Annotated in this window: 13 protein-coding genes; 6 read left to right on the top strand and 7 right to left on the bottom strand. The window is 38.3% G+C overall.

Annotated features, from left to right (window positions below):
* Window positions 1-32: 32 nt before the first annotated feature.
* A complete protein-coding gene (locus tag B3C94_RS03370) occupies window positions 33-263 on the top strand; it encodes a hypothetical protein (RefSeq protein ID WP_293899032.1) in 231 nt (76 codons plus the stop codon).
* Between the two features lie 162 nt (window positions 264-425).
* Complete coding sequence (locus tag B3C94_RS03375; protein WP_112375332.1) at window positions 426-644, top strand: hypothetical protein; 219 nt, start codon at window positions 426-428, stop codon at window positions 642-644.
* A 49-nt stretch (window positions 645-693) separates the two neighbouring features.
* Here the strand turns inward: B3C94_RS03375 and B3C94_RS03380 are convergent, their stop codons facing one another.
* Genes B3C94_RS03380 through B3C94_RS03390 form a run of 3 tightly spaced genes read right to left on the bottom strand, consistent with a single transcriptional unit; the run spans window position 694 to window position 6,642 of the window.
* Window positions 694-1,932 (bottom strand): TlpA family protein disulfide reductase, encoded by a 1,239-nt coding sequence (locus tag B3C94_RS03380; protein ID WP_293899040.1) that lies wholly within the window; start codon window positions 1,930-1,932, stop codon window positions 694-696.
* 2 nt (window positions 1,933-1,934) lie between these two features.
* Window positions 1,935-3,293, bottom strand: coding sequence for a RagB/SusD family nutrient uptake outer membrane protein (locus tag B3C94_RS03385; protein WP_293899043.1), 1,359 nt, complete (start codon window positions 3,291-3,293; stop codon window positions 1,935-1,937).
* Window positions 3,294-3,339: 46 nt separating this feature from the next.
* On the bottom strand, window positions 3,340-6,642 hold the full coding sequence (locus B3C94_RS03390; protein WP_293899046.1) for a SusC/RagA family TonB-linked outer membrane protein: 3,303 nt from the start codon (window positions 6,640-6,642) through the stop codon (window positions 3,340-3,342).
* A gap of 872 nt (window positions 6,643-7,514) precedes the next feature.
* Between B3C94_RS03390 and B3C94_RS03395 the strand changes: the two genes are divergently transcribed.
* Window positions 7,515-7,898, top strand: a complete 384-nt coding sequence (locus B3C94_RS03395; protein WP_293899049.1) for a hypothetical protein — start codon at window positions 7,515-7,517, stop codon at window positions 7,896-7,898.
* A 952-nt stretch (window positions 7,899-8,850) separates the two neighbouring features.
* Window positions 8,851-9,822: a hypothetical protein gene (locus B3C94_RS03400; protein ID WP_293899052.1), complete on the top strand. Its 972-nt coding sequence runs from the start codon at window positions 8,851-8,853 to the stop codon at window positions 9,820-9,822.
* Window positions 9,823-10,102: 280 nt separating this feature from the next.
* Here B3C94_RS03400 and B3C94_RS03405 read toward each other — a convergent pair whose 3' ends face one another.
* The 4 genes from B3C94_RS03405 to B3C94_RS03420 form a co-directional block, all read right to left on the bottom strand.
* Window positions 10,103-11,065: a nucleotidyltransferase family protein gene (locus B3C94_RS03405; protein WP_293899055.1), complete on the bottom strand. Its 963-nt coding sequence runs from the start codon at window positions 11,063-11,065 to the stop codon at window positions 10,103-10,105.
* Window positions 11,066-12,142: 1,077 nt separating this feature from the next.
* The gene (locus tag B3C94_RS03410) at window positions 12,143-12,448 is read right to left on the bottom strand and encodes a hypothetical protein (RefSeq protein ID WP_293899058.1); all 306 of its coding nucleotides are present in this window, start codon (window positions 12,446-12,448) and stop codon (window positions 12,143-12,145) included.
* 528 nt (window positions 12,449-12,976) lie between these two features.
* Complete coding sequence (locus tag B3C94_RS03415) at window positions 12,977-15,376, bottom strand: GumC family protein (RefSeq protein WP_293899061.1); 2,400 nt, start codon at window positions 15,374-15,376, stop codon at window positions 12,977-12,979.
* A 6-nt stretch (window positions 15,377-15,382) separates the two neighbouring features.
* Window positions 15,383-16,111 carry a polysaccharide biosynthesis/export family protein gene (locus B3C94_RS03420; protein ID WP_293899064.1) on the bottom strand — a complete coding sequence of 243 codons (729 nt, stop codon included), beginning with the start codon at window positions 16,109-16,111 and terminating at the stop codon, window positions 15,383-15,385.
* 413 nt (window positions 16,112-16,524) lie between these two features.
* On the opposite strand from B3C94_RS03420, the gene B3C94_RS03425 reads away from it, so the two are divergent.
* Together B3C94_RS03425 and B3C94_RS03430 are read left to right on the top strand one after the other, a co-directional pair.
* Window positions 16,525-17,601 carry a hypothetical protein gene (locus B3C94_RS03425; RefSeq protein WP_293899067.1) on the top strand — a complete coding sequence of 359 codons (1,077 nt, stop codon included), beginning with the start codon at window positions 16,525-16,527 and terminating at the stop codon, window positions 17,599-17,601.
* Between the two features lie 87 nt (window positions 17,602-17,688).
* Window positions 17,689-18,792 (top strand): nucleotidyltransferase family protein, encoded by a 1,104-nt coding sequence (locus tag B3C94_RS03430; protein WP_293899070.1) that lies wholly within the window; start codon window positions 17,689-17,691, stop codon window positions 18,790-18,792.
* Window positions 18,793-18,810: the final 18 nt, after the last annotated feature.

Here is an 18,810-nt window from a genome sequence, read left to right on the forward strand (position 1 = left end):
TAACACCATTGGAATGGAACAAAATGTAAACTATGAAGCAGGCAAAGATAAACGGCAAAGGACAAGGTGACGGACATCGCTTGAAAGAATGCTCCAGCTGCTTCCAAATGAGCAACCAGCTGTGGGGCCATGCAGCTATGCTGCTAGCGGATGCCTATTACCTTGCGGAGGATCGCTGGATTCTGCCGCTCGGCTTTGCCTGCAAAGGCTTTACCGTCAAGCGGTACAGGCGTAAGCTTGCTGTATTCCCGCCCTGGCGGTAAGGAGATTAATGGTCTGACAGAATAAGGAGTCCCACCGTCAGATCAGAGAGTGCGCTATGGGCGGACTCGGGGCCAATGCGCTGTCCAACTTTTTGACCGATATTGACAGCGGCATTGTGATCAGTTCATAAATCTAAATTAGACAATTTAAATCAGACAATTATGGCATGGTTTCAATTAAACGATCCTATCAATCCCGGAGAACCTTCAAGTTACCAACCGGTGGGATCGCCAAGCTGTTCCGGAAATAATCAGATCTGTGCAGTTCAGGCCAATAATGACGGTAGTGGTCATCCTGAAATCACGGAAGATCTGAGAAATGAGATGCTTACAGCACTCAACACCCGGACTTCTTCTACAAACGTTCAGTTGAAATCTTAATGGAATGAAGCATTAAGCAGTTAGGGGCCACACGTGGCCCCTTTTTTTACTATAACCTTTCCTCCATCAAAAAAACAGTGGTCTCTCTATCCTCAGCAATCAGTTGAAGACCACTCCGCTTCAGCAGCGTATTTAGAGACTCGAATGAATCCCATTTTCCGGCATACATCTTCCTATCGTTATCCACCTCATTAATAATTGGTGGAAAATCCACGTTTAAGTCTGCCATAAAAGTAAAATCAGACACAAAAGAACGCATGTGCTCAGGTTGTTCGCTGGCAGCCCCGCCTTCTTTGATGACCCATACCGGTATCTTTTGCTTGACAAAACTTGTCCGCACAGTGTACCAATTGTCCAGATCTTCTATAATGGCCGCCATGCGACTGGCAGGTTTGTCCGTTAATCGGCTCGTCCGCTCATAAGAAATACTATTTTTGATTTTCCAGTCCTCTTCAAAAAGTTCGACCTCCGGATTGTGAATAAAACGATCCTTATCGCCGACTATCAGTTTTATCCGCGAAGGTTTCATAAAGGGAATTTTATGTATTTTTCCATAGCAATAGAAATAAAACGGCAGCGCTGTAACATTTACTGCATAATCACGGATAGTCCCATCCAAAGAGTCCACCTGCACACCAAATTTTGTATCAGCATCCTCGAGATATCCCATTATACCTGAATATGATCTGGTACTACCCGTATATCTGGGCAAGAGCGGTATCGTATAATCAAATTCCAGGTAATCGTTTTTTATGGGCAGGTCAATCGTTTTATTACCTAGCAGTTCTTCAATAACTTTTTGATTAAGATATTCGCCATAGGTGACCGCCGCTACTTTTCCCTTATACAACCAGACCAGATGAGGGACTGTACGGTGCGGGAATAACCGGTTGAAAACCGTATCGTTTACAACGAAGTCCAATGATAAATTTTCAAAGTTTCCAGAACGTTTTAATGCTTCTGTCATAATCTGCGCGCTTTCATAAGCAACGGGAATAATTTTCAATTGCCCAGAATATGACTCCTGGAGCTTTTTAAGCTTAGGGATGGACGCCAGGCAATTCGTACAGGTACTTGTCATAAAATCCAGTACAATAAGGTCTCTTTTATAAGAGGACAATTTTTTACCCTGTTTACCATTCAGCAGTGTCCCTATAGGCAGATCCTCAACAGCCTGACCAATCTTGGGCAGATCAATCGCCTGAACGGCTATCGGTTGGGCCACCGCTATCTCCACAGAACAATGGATGCCTATTACTATCACTATTAATTTATATATACCTTTCATAACTATCTTTTTGTTTGTTGTAGGGTTGAGTTTTCTAAAACAGCTAGCGGAATGAGCATCGTATACCTCAGGTCATTTGGCGGCAATACATATTCCTTATTCTCTATATTTCGATAGAGAGTCTTTGCGGTCGACGTATCCAGATTGAGCCGCTTCAGATCCGACCAGCGACGCTGTCTCATAATCAACTCTTTCCGACGCTCCATTAAAATGATATCCAACAATTTTTGAGGATCTTTCTCCGTGATGAAGGTAAACTGAGACTTGACCCAGCGAGACCTGCGTAGCCTATTGAGATCCATTAAAGCGGAATCGACCTTCCCTGTCCTTACGTAACCTTCGGCACGCGAGATCAGAATTTCATCTACGGCCAGACCACTGAAAGGCGCCTGATTCAGCTGACCGTCATAATTTCCTTTGTAGGAATAGGTTCCGTCGGCATTTTTAATAAAGAAAACCGCTTTCCGCAGATCGGAATCTTCATATTTTTCCATCAGCGTACTGTCCAGTTTCCATCGTGTTCGCGTATACGTCGCACTGCCTACAGCGATAGCCTGGAAAATCACCTCCTTATTGAATCTTGCTATGGGACTATTGCTTGCAGCGTTGAGCGTTTCAAAATCCAGCAGGTCAGAGTTTTCAAGCAGACAAGCGTTGGCATATTGTACAGCTCTTGGATAATCCTGCAAGTAAAGATAGATGCGCGCCAATAAAGCATTGGCGGCAATCTTGGTGGGAGTAGAAAGCACATTTCCAGTAGCTGGCAACAATATTGCCGCATCATTCGCATCCTGCAATAGCTGCTTATAGAATTCGCCTATAGTCGACCGTTCTACCCGATCCTCAATATTCGGAGTTTTCCGGTACGGAATAGCTTCTTTGTTTATATTTGTACCATTGGCTAAGGGTATCGGTACAAATAATTCAGCCAGCGCAAAATGCGCATATGCACGAAAGAAAAGAGCTTCCCCTTTTAATGTTTTGGATTGCTGAGTTTCATCCAGGATTTTCAGCACATCCAGCACCTGGTTGGCCACATATACTTTTTTATACTGTGCGGACCACTGCGTGGCTGGAGGAGTAATGTCTGTGTTCCAAATAAACAGTTCCTTATCCTCAAGGATGGAAACAGACTGCCAATTGGCAGTGGTCATCATAAAATTGTCCGATGCCAGTTCGCCTATATATGGATAGCCCTGATTGAGTACACTGTAATTATTCAAAAGCGCATTGCAGTCTTCTAAAGTCGTGGGAACTGCCTTGCGCAGATCGGGTTTCATATCGAGGTAGTCCTTACAGCCGAAGAATGCTGTAAAGAACAAGATCCATACTGCTGCCTTCAATAGATTTATCTTTTTCATCTGTATAAATTTATTTTTCAATTGTGCTGGTTCCATGATAGCTTCGTTAAAGTGAAATATTTAAGCCCAAGGTATAGATAGCCGGTAAAGGAATTGCCGTACCATAATCGGAATCTATCCGATATTTTGTTTTCTTCCATAACATCAAACCGATATTGTCCGCATTTAAAAACAAGGATGCTTGCCTCACTCCCGGTATTTTGCCTTTAAGGTTGTACTCAAGATTGACATCTTTCAGCTTGACGGCATCTCCACGCTCAACCAAGGCATCCGAGGCCTTATAAAAATTCTCCATCGCCAGGTTGAGTGGATAGATAAAAGCCGGCACATCCGTCGTGCGTTCATCACCCGGCTTTTGCCAGCGTCTATCATAATCCTCATGCGATATCCAATAGTTTGCAAATGCCAGCGCACTCATTCCTGTGCGCCTAAAGAAAAATTTGAATTTATACTGTAAGGTGAATGACAGCTTAAAATCAGCTATATGGACAGTATTTCTCAAAAAACCGTTATAGAGCGGTATAGCTGAGCCCATAAACCGCACATCCTCTATTGACACCGAGTTTAGCTTGGAGTAATCCTTGCTTACCTCACCATCGAGGTATCCTTGCGGCGCGCCTGTTTCGGCATCCAGGCCGGCAAAGCGATAAGCGTAGATAGCATACAGATCATTGCCGACAATAGGATTGGGCACAATACCGTTGTCCATATAGCTTGATACGGGCGTAGACCTATAGTTGTATTTTTTTGTAAAGTTCCTATTAAAATTAATGATCCAGTCGGTTGACCATTGGAAGTTGCTGGTTTTTATATTTACCGATCTGATGGAAGCTTCCAACCCCCTACTGACAAAGCTGGCAACATTGAGCACCTGATTATCAAATCCGACAGTGGGATCCACATTTGCCCTTGCCACGATATCTTTACCCTCTTTGTGGTATAGATCTATAGCCCCAGAAATACGCTGACTGCGGGAGGCAAAGTCAATCCCAAAATTCAGTATTCCTACACGTTCCGCCCGGTATGTGGGATTGGGCGGATTGACCATATATCCAAATGGTAAGCCTGTGATGCTGTTTGTGCCTCCATATTCCATCGTCGGATAGGCTGAATAATCATTTACAGCCTTACCATTATAGCCGTATGTCATCCTTAGCTTGAGGTATGGCAGAAAGGAAATTTTATAAAATGGCTCCTGGGAGATATCCCAGCTCAGTCCGGACGACCATAGCGGCTGCCATTTGTCATTTGTCGATACACCAAAGAGGTTAGAAGCATCCTGTCGTGCACTGGCACTCAGCACATATCTATTTTTGTAGGTCAGCGAAGCATTGGAAACCACAGATAAAAACCTTTGCCTATATTCCTCGAGCATGATCCCATTTGGGATAACACCCGATCCGGCGAGTCCCCCCAGCAGGGGAAACGTACTAAGGAAGTCGACAGGCTGATAGTTGAGTGTTTTCTTATCGTATCCATACAATCGACTGCCATCGATCCTGTTCTGCAAATCTTTTAGTTCAGCACCGAGGATGCCGCTGATCTGAAAAAGATCTCCTTTGCCCAACGATTTATCGAACTGCGCATTCAAACGCAGATTATTGGCATGGACCCTTCCATCCTGCATGGTATAAATATCACCGATTGGGATAATGTGTTTTAGTCCCGCGGTAGGTGAATATTGGGAGAATAAGTTAATATAGTTCTGTGTAAAATAAGATTGCAGACCCTGCCAGTTTGTAACTTTATTTGTTGACTCCTGATATTGGTAGTTCAGCATAAGCTGCAGATATTCATTGATTTTAAACTGCCCACCTAGATTGAGCATAATATCGGTTGTGGTATTCACATTTTCACTAGACTGTAATTCGTTCCCAAGGTTATACCTTGCCGGCAGCAGTTGACCATTAAAAAGTGTATCAATAAAAGAACTTTTAAACGTCACTGTTTCCAAGTCCCCAAAATTTCCGCCGTCGTCCACTAAGCTGATATAAGGATAATTGGATCTCCCATCGCCGGAATACAAGGCACCATACGCTATTGAAGACTCGCTACCCAGGTTCCTTGCACTGCTACGACTCATTACGGTACTCAAATTTAGCTGCAGGCGATCTGTCGGCCGTGCATTAATGGCGGCACGAACGTTATAGCGGTCATTGGAAGAGGACTTCAACGAATTGAGACTTTTGTTATATCCTCCAGAAGCTACAAAATCCATGAGACGATTTCCACCTGAAAAATTAACATTGTACTGCTGATTGAATCCCTTTCGGTAGATGTATTTCAGGTAATCTTTTCGGACATCCTGTGCCGAAAAAACAACTTTTTTACTGTCATAAGTATCCTGATCAATAATGTTCCTTTTCAGCTGGTCCCGGAGCTGCACAATTGGAGACAAGGTACGCTCGGGAGCATTCAGCTGCCATTCGTAAAACCCTTTATCAAAAAGAAACTCTTCCATTTCAATAAACGAGCGGCTACTCGCATCAGGCCTATAGAACAGGTCCGGTTTTTCTGTCATTTGCAGGTTAATATTTGCATCGACCTTTGTTGTTCCATTCGGTGCACCTTTCTTAGTTGTCAGGACAATGACACCATTTCCGGCCATTGATCCCCATATGGAAGCAGCCGCAGCATCTTTGAGGATCGTGACACTTTCGATATCGTTGGGGTTGATATTCATGATATCCCCTTCGTAAGGAAAATTGTCCAATACGATCAATGGGCTCGCCTTGCCATAGAAAGTCGTGCGTCCTCGCAGGCGCATCTGCTGCATCAGCGTGCTTGCTGTAGACCTTTTATCAAAAATAAATGACGGGGAAAGCCCTTCCAGACGAGACAGAATGTTTGTTGATTTATTGATATTGAACTTTTCTCTATTTATCAGTTCAAAACTGCCTGTTGCGCGCTCTTTGGGGATCTGCTGGTAACCTGTAGAGACCACTTCGACCTCTTTCAATTGATTTTCCAGCGGCAACATCTTAATCATCAATGATACAGCAGCGGAGTATTCGGTCTCAAGAGGCTTATAGCCCACATAGGTAAATTTGACCTTTCCTTTAGGCCTCTTTACCCGTAGGTTAAAAGAGCCATTCCCTTTGGATGACACCCGGAGCTCCTCTGCCCCGATACTTACCGATACACCCTGTAATGGCCTGCCGTCAACAGCTGAAATGACAGTCCCTTGCAAAATAAAATCTGTAGGCCCATTGGCCCCGCTGTCCTTGCGGGGCGTCTGGGCCGATAAACTAAACATAGAAACTAAACATAGGATAGATAGCAGGGCACTATATATACAAGTTTTCTTCGGATCGGGCAAGAGCATTCCTGCCCTAAAAAAATGAGTCATTTTTTTAAGTTTTAATGGAGCGGCCCAAGCAGAGACAATCCTGTCCGATCGGAATCAGCAATTTCATCCCAGGGTTCTGACCTGAGTCACTCCGGTAAATAACTAGAACTATTAATAGGTCTTCGGGCGCGGTGCAGGACAGTTACATGTGATTTGATATAGACGATACCGCGTCCGTCATAAAATAAAAACCGACCTTATATATAGATAATCTATAAATACAATTTTCTAAAGTTTTGCTTTTGAATTGCAAAATCCCTACTTTTAAAGTGCGAATAAAAAAGAGAAAGGTGCTGTGCAATTTTGGGGCATAGAACTTAGAACAAGTACAGGTCGGCAAAATCAGCAATTGACAGTTTACGAATAGGCCATTAAAGTTTTTTTATATCCATTCGACGCCCATGGGGCTATCTGCCATTGTTGATTTTAAGCTGTTAAGAGGCTATTCTGGCGGACAATATTTGTTTTTGAAGAGCAGATTTACTGCAAGCTGGTTCAGCTGATCCTTGATCTGCCGTCGTTTTGGTGTGGTCAATGACTCTTTTTGTCTCATAATTTAATAGTTGGTTTCATAAGAGTCTCAAGGAGGAAGTAGAGAATTAAAAAGGAGAAGCTCCTACTTTCCACCGCCAACATGGTACCAGCAAGGACCAGACACGGTTTCCAGTAGGAGCTTCTCCCAAAAATTGTACAAATATACAAAATTGGGACAATATGCTCCTAAAGGTCTCGCGTCTTTAAAATTGCTGGTTTTAGTTGACGAGACTGTAATCAGCGAACTGACTATGGTACAAATATACGTAGAAACAATCTTATAACCAAAAATATTTTGGGTAAAAACAAAATATTTTTGCAACCCTTGTAATAATTTTATGAAAATTAATATTGGCGAAATAATCAAAAGAGAAGCAAAGAATCAAGGTGTTAGCTATACTCGTTTGATGGAAGAAATAAAAGTAAAAAATTCACAGAACATTGAATATGATTTAAAACAAGAAACTTTGCCAATACAAAAACTAGCACTATATACTTCCGCTTTAAACCATAATTTCCTAAGATATTATACTGATCTCGAGCCTTTTAGAGCGTTCTATGAAGAAGAAACCAAAATATCTTTGGATGAAATCGAATGCATAAAAGAACAACTAAATCAATTGGAACGAATTATCGCTGCACAAGAAGAAACAATACAAACACAAAAAGAGTTGATTTCTACGCAAAAAGCGTTAATTGAATCTATATCTGGTAAATTATAGCATTGTGAAAATTTATTGCACGACTATACGTATCTAGTGATCAAATCTCCGACAAAAGATCAAGCGAGGTTTGCAAAATTTATCTAAGGTATTAGCCTTACCGAAGGTGAGATCACATCCGATATTAAAGTCAGTGACAGTCTAATAAGCAGAATCCGAAATTCAGAAATGATGAAACCGATTTTTGTCCCTTTCAAATGCAGGCTTTAACAAAAGCATAACAAATTAAACCAAGCCAACTTTTCGACTACTTTTATGGCGAGGGTGAGCCTCCAATCGTTGGATTAAGTTAACACAGCAATAAAAATAGAAAAACAAACAGCAAAAAGATATTTTTTTTTAATTCCAAAAAATTATTCTTAAATTAGATTTGCCGGTTAAAAGTTTATAGCATTTAGCCAATCCTCCTGATTTAATCGGGAGGATTTATTATTTAATAACTTAGCATATCGCAAGATTCGTTTATACAGAAAAATAGCAATACTTTATATAATAGTAGGTTAATTATAATAATAACTTCCCTCTTCATCGCCTGATGAAAAGAAAGTTTTTAACGAGACCCTCATATCCGCCAAAATAAAAAAGCTCCCCTTTAGGAAATGGCTTCGTCCCATCCACTGTAGTAGGAACAACGCGTTTTCCCGCGGGAACATTCCGGAGCTGGTTCCAAAGATAGCTTGAATAAGATCATAGCATTCCATACTGGGAATCACAGAATTATCAATCGGGCACGATATGTCCAAGTTTTCCACCTATTTTATCAAGCCTCCTGATTTTTCACTAGTTAACATTACTCAAATTGGCTCTCTCTTCTTTTCTATATCAGAAATTGCAACCAATCCAGGCATGGAAGACAGAAGGAAAAATAGGACGAAGTGGTTAATAATAAATAATTGTATGGTTAAATTTAAAACAAAATATTATCTTTGCAGACTAACAAAATATTAAATTTATGAAAAGATTATTAACCCTATTGGTCATTGTACCTATTTTGTTTGCTGCTTGTTCCAAGAAAGAAGAACCTGTACCGGAAAAAGAAAACAAATTATATGAAGTAAAGTTTTCAGCAACTGGCCTTGAGCAATCTCTTGAACCGATTGGACCAAAATCGTCTACTAGGGCAAGCACGCAAGATCCACTGTTAAAAGATGAAATTAATGGAATACAATTCTTCGTGTTTGACAACCTATCAAATTTAGTAGGATCCAAGTATTCGGATTTATACGATACAAAAGGAAATTTTATACCAGGAAGCTTGAATGTGACCATGGAACTTCCAAAAGGTAATTATTACGTTTCTGCTGTTGCCAGAGATGGGTATCATACTGATTTTTACTATTTAAATACTATTTTACAAAACTTTTATATAGATTTTCCCTCTACCTACTCTACCAAAGAGATGATCCAATTTTCGCCCATATTCATTCATAAACAGAGCCAGCTCACTGTTGGGACATCAGCCGTGAATCATGCGGTACAGATGAAACGATTAAATGCACGTTTAGAAATAAAAATTAACGATGAAATTCCTGAACATGTTGATTACATCTTATTTGGTGGAAAGATTGCCAAATCCGTGCTGTTGTTTGACCAAATTGCAAATGCATCAGGAAGCGGTTATATCAAACTGGATCTAAATAGTGTACGGACTAAAACAGAAAAAGTCCTTACCGCTACATTTTATCCAAACGCGTATTCAACAGATAACCTCACAAAGCAATCAAGCTATGACCTGCTTTTTTATGATAAGGATAATAAACTGTTGGGTACCAAAACTATTTCTGATGTCCAATTCAAACAAGGCTATATCACAAGATTAACCGGAAAACTTTTTGACAAAATTGAAGATCCATTAAAATCAAATAGTATGACCGTCGAGTTTATCAAAGACTACTCTTCGAGTGTTATTGAAAAGAACTTTTAATAGGATATCTAAATTGAGCAGGTTCAGGCAGCCTGCTCTTTCTTATTCACGGCATCCACCCTATTCATGAGAGCACAGAATTACATAAGCAATCTAAAGCTATACTTGAATTATAACTTTTACCACTTATGGCAAAATTTCAAAACTTATTTAAAACATGCTCCCGAAAAAGCCATTGATTTTCCTATCGTTCATACCTATTCGAAATTTCGGGGAAAGGATAAAGATTAAATAGCAGCATATCCTCTCTGAATTAAGAAGATATGCGCAAATTATTAGTTTAGAAGTCCAAATAAATACTTTCATCCACCACTTTCTTTTCGATCCACAATCGTTGTGGGTAATGCCCTTCGGAAATCAGCTGTTCAATACTTTGTTGTACTAGCTCTTTGTCCTCTTTATATGTCACCCCAAACCATTTTGCATCAGTGGGCAATACAGAGAAATCCGCAATTCCTTGTTTTACCATATAATCAGGCAAATCGGGAATAAAAAATTCTGCTTTTGAGTTCTCACAGTTCTTTTCTACAAAATCAGGAAACAAGCTACGTGCAATCTCAAATATCTTGGGCGTAAAACCCCAGAAATTCATTGATACTCTTGTTTCACTAGGTAATACAGTTTCTGTTTCTTCCTGTGCATATACAATATCTTGGTCTTTTCGGTAAATGTTAGTTCTTTCAGTGACACTCTTCAAATGATTCCTATCATTTACTTCACAAACACCACGCGAGACATAGCCAAAGTCAGACAGGGTATTACCGACTTCAAAACCTACCAGTGCCATCTGTTGATCATCAGCGCGCTGCGTTAGGAAATCTGCCATCTTCTGAAAGGCATCATAGCCATAGAAGTCGTCCGCATTGATGACACAAAATGGTCTATCCACCTCATGCTCGGCGCTCATAACCGCATGACCCGTGCCCCAAGGTTTTTGGCGTTCTATAATTCTATCGATTCCAAACTTTTTTAGGTCAAAATCCTGAAAAGCATAGGCAACTTCGATCGAATCAGGAAGTTTGGCGCCAACGTTTGATTTCATGGTTTCAAGAAATTCTTCGCGAATAACAAATACGATCTTTCCAAATCCTGCACGGATGGCGTCATAAATAGAATAGTCGATTATCTTTTCACCAAATGGGCCGAAGCTTTCCACCTGCTTAGCCGATCCATAACGGCTCGCCATACCAGCGGCCAAAATAACTAGAATAGGTTTTTTTATATTCTCAATGCTGTTCTTCATTTCTGTTTAAATATGATTTTTATCTTGCATTTGCATCCAACAGCAATATTGGTACCAGCTTTATAGTTTTATACATTAATAAATAATGAATTTTTGATAATTATCCTTCCAGATAATGATCATTTTATCGGCATATTGAGAAATAAAAACTTATATTTGAGTTAAATTTTAATTTGGGAACACAATAAAATTAATTAATTTTGGATGGCATCCATCCAAGCAGATGATAAAAACTCATTTCCAACAGTATTAGGATACATTCCATTCGATGTCCAATAAGTTGAAGGTTTATTTTCATTATCGAACATAAAAAATCACCATTTTATCCAATTGAAATAGCGGGCACTGTTTTCCCATTATAAATAGTACTTCCATTTACACCGTTTATCCCCTTTTCCCTAGTTGCCCCTTTACCTCCCTGAAGGCCTTTTCGCCTTCAGGGCCGATTGCGCCATCTTTTCCACATCTAACGAAAAGCAGCGACATAACAATAAATACAAAAACAGATTTCATTGATCTAATTATCTTAATAATTCAAATAACCAAGCATTATATATTAATCTCATTGACGTCACTTCTAAATATTTCAATGGCAGCAACTTTAGATAAACCTATATTTTTTGATCTTAACTATAAAGCACAACATTAGAAAGAGTAATCTATTATTTTACTCTCAGATATCTACTCGTCTCTTCAATTGTAGCATCTTTCACTTTAAGCTCATCATATTTAAAAGATTTTACAAAATCCATAATGAATTTTTATCAAAGTAGGCACTCCCGTCACCAGATACCTGAAATTTGTATTTAGAACTCACAGTATTAGAAAATATTAATACACTTTCCACTTTGACATTAATCATAGAAGTGAGTGCTGCTCCAACGGCTATGTAATCAAAAGTAGTAGATTTATTTCTAGAAGTTCCTCTAAGCTCTTTCCATTGGTTGAGGCTGACATTTGCATCGAGTCCTCGTGATCCTTCGGATCCAGCAGCATACGTCACATAATATGTAGAATTAACATCCCCTGGAAATATATATTCGCCTGATGAAGTTGTAAATAAAGCATTTGTATTTACTACATTCTTATTCCAATCTGGCTTGATAATATAAGTTGAACGTTATTTTCATTATCAGATCTTAAACTTACTGGACTTCCCCAGCCTAAAGTTGTTTTAGGACCATATATCGTCATATCACGAAGATTAATATAAAAATCTCCACTTTTTCCAACAGCTGTAGTAGGTCCAGTCGTTCCTGATAAAATAGCAGCACCCGGAGCGCCAGGCGTACCTGCAGGACCTTGCTCTCCCTTCAGGCTAAATGGTTGCCCCCATACCCCGCTGGACTTTGGACCATATAAATCGCCATTAGACAAATTCAAATAAAAGTCCCCATTAGCTCCTATTGAAACTGCGGGTAAGGTTTTCCCACTGCATATAATACTCCCATTTCTTCCATCAATACCTTTACCTCCTTGAGCACCTTTCTCACCTTGGGGTTCGATCGCGCCATCTTTCCCACATCCAGCGAGAAAAAAAACATAACTGTAGACAGTAAAATAGATTTAATGATTTATAATTTTCACCTAAGACAGATAATTATTTCTATAAATTACAAAAAATATCAAATAATAAAAAAAATGAAAATTAAAAAAACCAATTGTTTCATTTATTTGTTCTTTAACAACAAACGCTTTTTGATAGCTACTGCTTTATGGCCAACGCTCACCCCTTAATAGCAACCAAAAATTCCGAATAAATAATGCATGATTATCATTTAATTAGTCGAATTTCTCGTGTTGTATTAGACTAGGTCATTTGTCAGGAAGAGAAAGATTTAGTAAAATAAGTATGGCGAAAAGCAAAAAGCCCAAATCTTTAACAATCTGGGCTTCTTAGAAAATGTACGGCTATTTTATACCAAGCCGATCTTTGACATTCGACCAAACAGCGCTAATACCTGTTTTCTTTTTCTTACCTTTATCGCCATAACCATAACCATAGCCATAACCGTAGCCGTAACCGCGTGCAAAGTCCACGTCATTTACCACAGCTGCAAGATTTTTCAATTTTCCATCAACATAAAGTTCTCGTGGTACTTGTAGCAATCTTTTATCAAGGAAATTTACCCTGGAAACATAAAGAGTTAAATCCGCATTGTGAGCAATCAATAATGTATCGGTAACCAAGCTAACCGGGGCCGTATCTACTAAAATATAATCATAATATTCCCTAGCATATTTAATAACATCATCAAAATGCCCATTCATTAATAATTCTGCAGGATTGGGCGCTATATAACCAGAATAAATTACATCAAAATCATAATTACCTGGTTTCTTAATAATAATATTATTAACGTCCATTTCTGGATTAATTAAAAACTGAGTAATTCCTACATTAGTATGTTGCAAATGCGACAGGCCAAGATAATCCAACACTTTTGGGCTTCGAATATCCGCACCAATCAAAACAACCCTCTTACCTGACATTGATAAAATCTGAGCTAAATTTGTTGTTACAAATGACTTCCCTTCCCCAGAAATCGTGGACGTCACAAAAACAACTTTAGCTGTATCTTTTTTATCAGCACCAAACATAAAATTCATATTTGTACGGAGAATACGAAACGCTTCAGCAAGCGAGGAGCGATCATTTAGGTGTACAATAGTATCTTCAGCCGTTGGAATTTCACCCAAAACTGGAACCTTCACGATATCTTCAATATCCTTGCGAGAGTGAATCTTATTATCCAACAAGAATTTCAGGTACAATATTCCAAATGGTATCGCAAATCCCATCACCAAAGCTCCAAAAAGAACAATGCTCTTTTTAGGGGAAACAGGCTTACCATTACCATATGCTGCGTCAATTATCTTTAAGTTATCTGGAGTAGCTGCTGCTTTTACTTCACTTTCCTCTCTCTTTTGCAATAATAACAAATATAGAGACTCCACAATTTGCTGTTGCCTAGAGATTTTTTTGAAACCTTGTTCTTGGTTTGGAATGGAACTTATTCGATTTTTGATCTCAGTAGATTTACTTTGAATACTGCTTAAGGCCAGTTGGGTCACTTTCTGATAATTCTTAAGAGACTGCCGAATATTTCTATCGCTTTCGGAAATGTTCTCATTTAATGCTATAACCGCGGGGTTTTGTTCTGATGCAGATTTCAATAAGTCGTCCCTCTCCAAAACTAATTTATTATATCCAGCAATTGCATTGGCTATTGATGCGTCTTGCAAACCAATATTCGACGGCAGCAACTTTCCCACTTCCTGGCTCTTCAAAAAGTCATTCATATGGTCAACTAATTGTAATTGTGTACGATATTCTAAAACTTTTTTATCGTTGTCAGATGCATTATTAAGAAAAACACCAGCTTCAGTTGACATATCTACCATGGAGTTAGCTGACTTAAATTCGGCAGCCTGCTCATCGGCACCAGATAAATCTTTAGATATCAACATAAGACGTTTATTGATAAAATCAGAAGTCGCCCGAGTCATCCTCAACTTATCATTAGTAAGATCATTATTATAGGTATCGATAAGAGAATTTAAAATTAATTCAGCTTTTTTTCCTAATGTAGACAACATTGAAAAATTTACGACATACGACTGCAGTTCTTTACTAGGCGATATGCTAATTGCAGCTAAATTCATATCTATTGCCCAATCTTTAGGGATTACGTTTATTAAATACTCTGTATCCGCATCTATCTTACTTACACCAGTTCTACGAAAAATCACATTGTTGTTACCTATTCTTGTGATCTTGTCAAACGTCGTATTAAAATGCTCTCCTGAGGCTTGATTAGTAACTTTCAAAATTCGGCCGTCTTTAGAATTCACTCGCATTCCTATTAACGTGGTATCCTGATTACCTTGGGGCTCTACAACAAAAGGCATTTCTTTACTGAGAACCTCAGATGAACGAATCTTACCTTTTGTAGAATAGATGACATTCAAATGGTGCTGATCGACCACCTTACGCATTAACCTTCGCGAGTAAAGCACTTCAATCTGATCGGTCACGAAAGCCATTCTACTTCCACCAAACCCCATGCTACTGCTTAACTCCGCAATACCAGCCAATTCACCAGCAGACGCACTGCGTTCATCCTTTAACAGAATTTTAGCCGTAGTATTATACGTTTTTTGAGCATATCTTAAATACACTGCAGCAATCCCCAACGTCAATATTATAGTAAGAACAAACCACTTCCAATAAAAAGCATATTGCTCAAAAAGTTGCCGTAAATTAATTTCCTCTTCCTTATCTTGAAGTTGCATATTTGTTTTTTCCATAAATTATTAACGAGTCAATACTGAAATTACAGTAATTAAAAGGCTAGCTATTGATATGATTATATTGGTATTTGCGCCTAATTTTGAATTGTTTATCTGAGCTTTATTAGGTTCGACATAAATAACATCATTCTGAGCCAAATAATAGTAAGGTGAATTTAATGTATTTTGTTTGGTGAGATCTAAGCGATGCATTGTCTTCTGTCCATCTACTTCTCGAATTAGCATAACCCTTTCCCTTACCCCTCTAATTGTCAAATCGCCAGCCATACCTAATGCTTCCAATACTGTTACTCTTTCAGTAGGCATAATGAAGGACCCTGGTCGAGCTACCTCGCCTAAAACTGATATTCTAAAATTATTAAAATTCATATTAACACCAGGATCTTTAATATATTGACTTAAATCAACTCGCAATTTCTCGATTGCTTGTACACGAGTCAACCCTGCAACATGAACCTTGCCTAACATCGGAAGAGTTATATCTCCCTGTCCGTCTACGGTATAGGTAGGCCGTAATGCCATATCTACTGACTGACTCAGATTATTACTCATCATTGAGCTGACAGGATTAAATGGCGCAGTAACTTTTGGGTCAGCAGCAGTGACTACAACCGTCAAGATATCATTAATTTGAATCTTAGGCACATACTGTTCATAAAGTGTATTTATCTGAGTAGAATCTTGTTGCAAATAAACCATTTGCTTACGTGAACCACAAGAAATAAACGTCATTAACACCGCAATAAACAAGGCTAATGATATACCGTACTTTGGGAGAAATCGCATGCTTAATTTTATATATAATTAATTCGTGAACAAAAATATATTTTTTTTTTACAAACCATCTGTAAAAACTGACAATTTAAATGGCCTTTAACAAAACTGACTCACAAAAGCAAGATCTATGCCTAAAACTCTTTCGTCAGTCTTTTTTAGTCGACAAGAATATAAACCATCTAAAAATGAGAGCAATATCTTTCAAATAAAATAAGTCTTATATCAAAATATTTACCCTTCTATTACCATATTTAATAATTTTCCTTAAAAAAATTAAAATCACTAATAAGCTGATTCTCAATCAAAATTATCTTTGTGAATCTGTTCAAATTATTTACTTTTGCTCTTGAAAGTATTGTCCTATTCAAATGAAAAGTAAATTTAACAGATTAGTATTAATTGCGCTAATCTTAACAGCAAATTCTTGCACAAAAAAAAATGCAGAAGAACCAGGTAAGTTGCCACCTAATGTCATTGAAGCAGAACTACAAGACACTATTGGCAGTCCCACGGATACTATAGCATATATTAACCACACACCCAATGCGACAGAAATTATAAGGTTTAAAAACTACTTAGGTAATACAGAGAATATACACCCTAAAGTCCTCTATTTTGAAAAGGGATGGAAGGGATATAAATTTTGGATGGCCTATACTCCTTACCCAAAAGGAGAAGCAAATAGTGAAAACCCATGTATTGCGGTTAGTCAAGATGGTATCAATTGGATTTTGCCTAAAAATTTTACAGCAAATCCCTTAGATGTTTCCTTCGAAAATGGTTATAATAGCGATACTCATTTAGTTTATCGTAAAGATCTTGACATAATAGAATGCTGGTATAGACCATATAATACAAAATTAGCCAAAAATGCTATATATAGGAGAGTATCTAGTGATGGAATGCATTGGCAGGCGAGAGAAACCATTATTGACTTTAACGGAGTACAGATGCTCAGCCCAGCTATAAATTTTGAAGATAATAAATATAAAATCTGGTACTGTTACGACGGTCAAATTCGATATATTGAATCGCTAGACTCATCGGGGAAAAATTGGCCTAAAAATTTCCAAGTAATAAATTCAGATTGGTCAAAGTTTTACCCTTGGCATTTGGATGTTATTAAAACTGAAAAAGGATACGAGATGATTGTGTGCGCATGGGATCGGTCAATAAAAGGGGCTAATAATAATTCAGCGGATCTTTTCTATTGCTCAACTGATTCAAAACACCAAACAATTGATGATCCACATCCTATTCTAAAAAGAAGTACAAATAAAAGTGCTTTTGATTTTAGATCAATTTATCGAGCATCTTTTATTAAAGTCAACAACAAATATTATATATACTATTCGGCTATTTCAGATGACTGGACCAGATCCATGGCACTTTCTTTTGGAAGCGATATCAATAACCTTCATGGTTACGTTAAAAAATCGAAATAAAGCAGTGTGTGGTTTTATCCATCCAAATGGTTTAATTTCGTCCAAATCTTTTAATAAATTATTATATTTGATTTATTAGTAATATTAATGGATAATCAACTCCGCGATATTTTTTTTCAGTTATTACGTATCGGCCTTTGGGGACAAGGTAGTTTACCAACCAATACAAAACTGCAAGACAAAGAATGGGCCCAAATGTATGCCTGGGCCATTCCCCATACGGTAGAAGGAATAATTTATGATAGCTTTGCTTTTCTAAATGAAGATCAACTACCTCCACAATCTTTACGATTGAAGTGGGCTGTACGTGTAGATCAGATCGAACGCCATAATATTCAGATGAATAAAGTAATAGCTTCTCAATATAAAGCTTTCACACAACTTGGCATACAGCCTATTTTGCAAAAAGGACAAGGGGTTGCACAATTTTATCTTAATCCTTTACATCGGATCTGTGGTGACATAGATTGGCATTTCGAAGATAATGGTTATTCTGTAGCTCGCAATTATATAAAAGATCAAGGTATAATTGTAGAAGATACAAAAAGCTTTAGCTTACATTATAACTATAATAACCAGTTTATTGAACACCATAAACAACTTTTCGATCTGCGAAGTCCTCTTATACAACCTTACTTACGTAACATATCTAAGTATTATCGTGAAAGACAGGGTATCTTAAAAATTGAAGATGTCTCTGTAAGGATTTTAGCTCCCGAGTTACAAGTTTTTCAAGTAAATTCCCATATATTAAAACACTTAATCACCTTTGGAATGGGGTTAAGACAGTTTTGCGACTCTGCAAAGTTGTATGCTCACTACAGTAATCAAATTGATGGAGAGGCTTTAAAGAAGATCTATCAAAAGACTGGAATTTTAAAATGGACACATTTACTCCACCAGATTCTAGTAGACTACATTGGACTGTCGAAATCACATCTTCCTTTTGCATACCCTTCTCATACTAACTCGGATTGGATGTTGGAGGAAATTTGGTATGGCGGTAATTTTGGTTATCACGACGAACGCTATGCTGAAGGAAAAGTAAATAGTACCGTATCGGTGCATCCAGACGGCGCTAAACGGCTTTGGCGAAATTTTAAGCGCTACCTTCCCTATGCTCCACAAGAAGCGATCTTTTTTCCCATCATGCATTTCTATTCCAAATTCCTTGGGATAGACAGAGATTAAAAAGAAAAGAGCTTTTAA

Origin of the sequence: Sphingobacterium sp. UBA5670 (genome assembly GCF_002420705.1) — a bacterium.
Classification (GTDB): domain Bacteria; phylum Bacteroidota; class Bacteroidia; order Sphingobacteriales; family Sphingobacteriaceae; genus Sphingobacterium.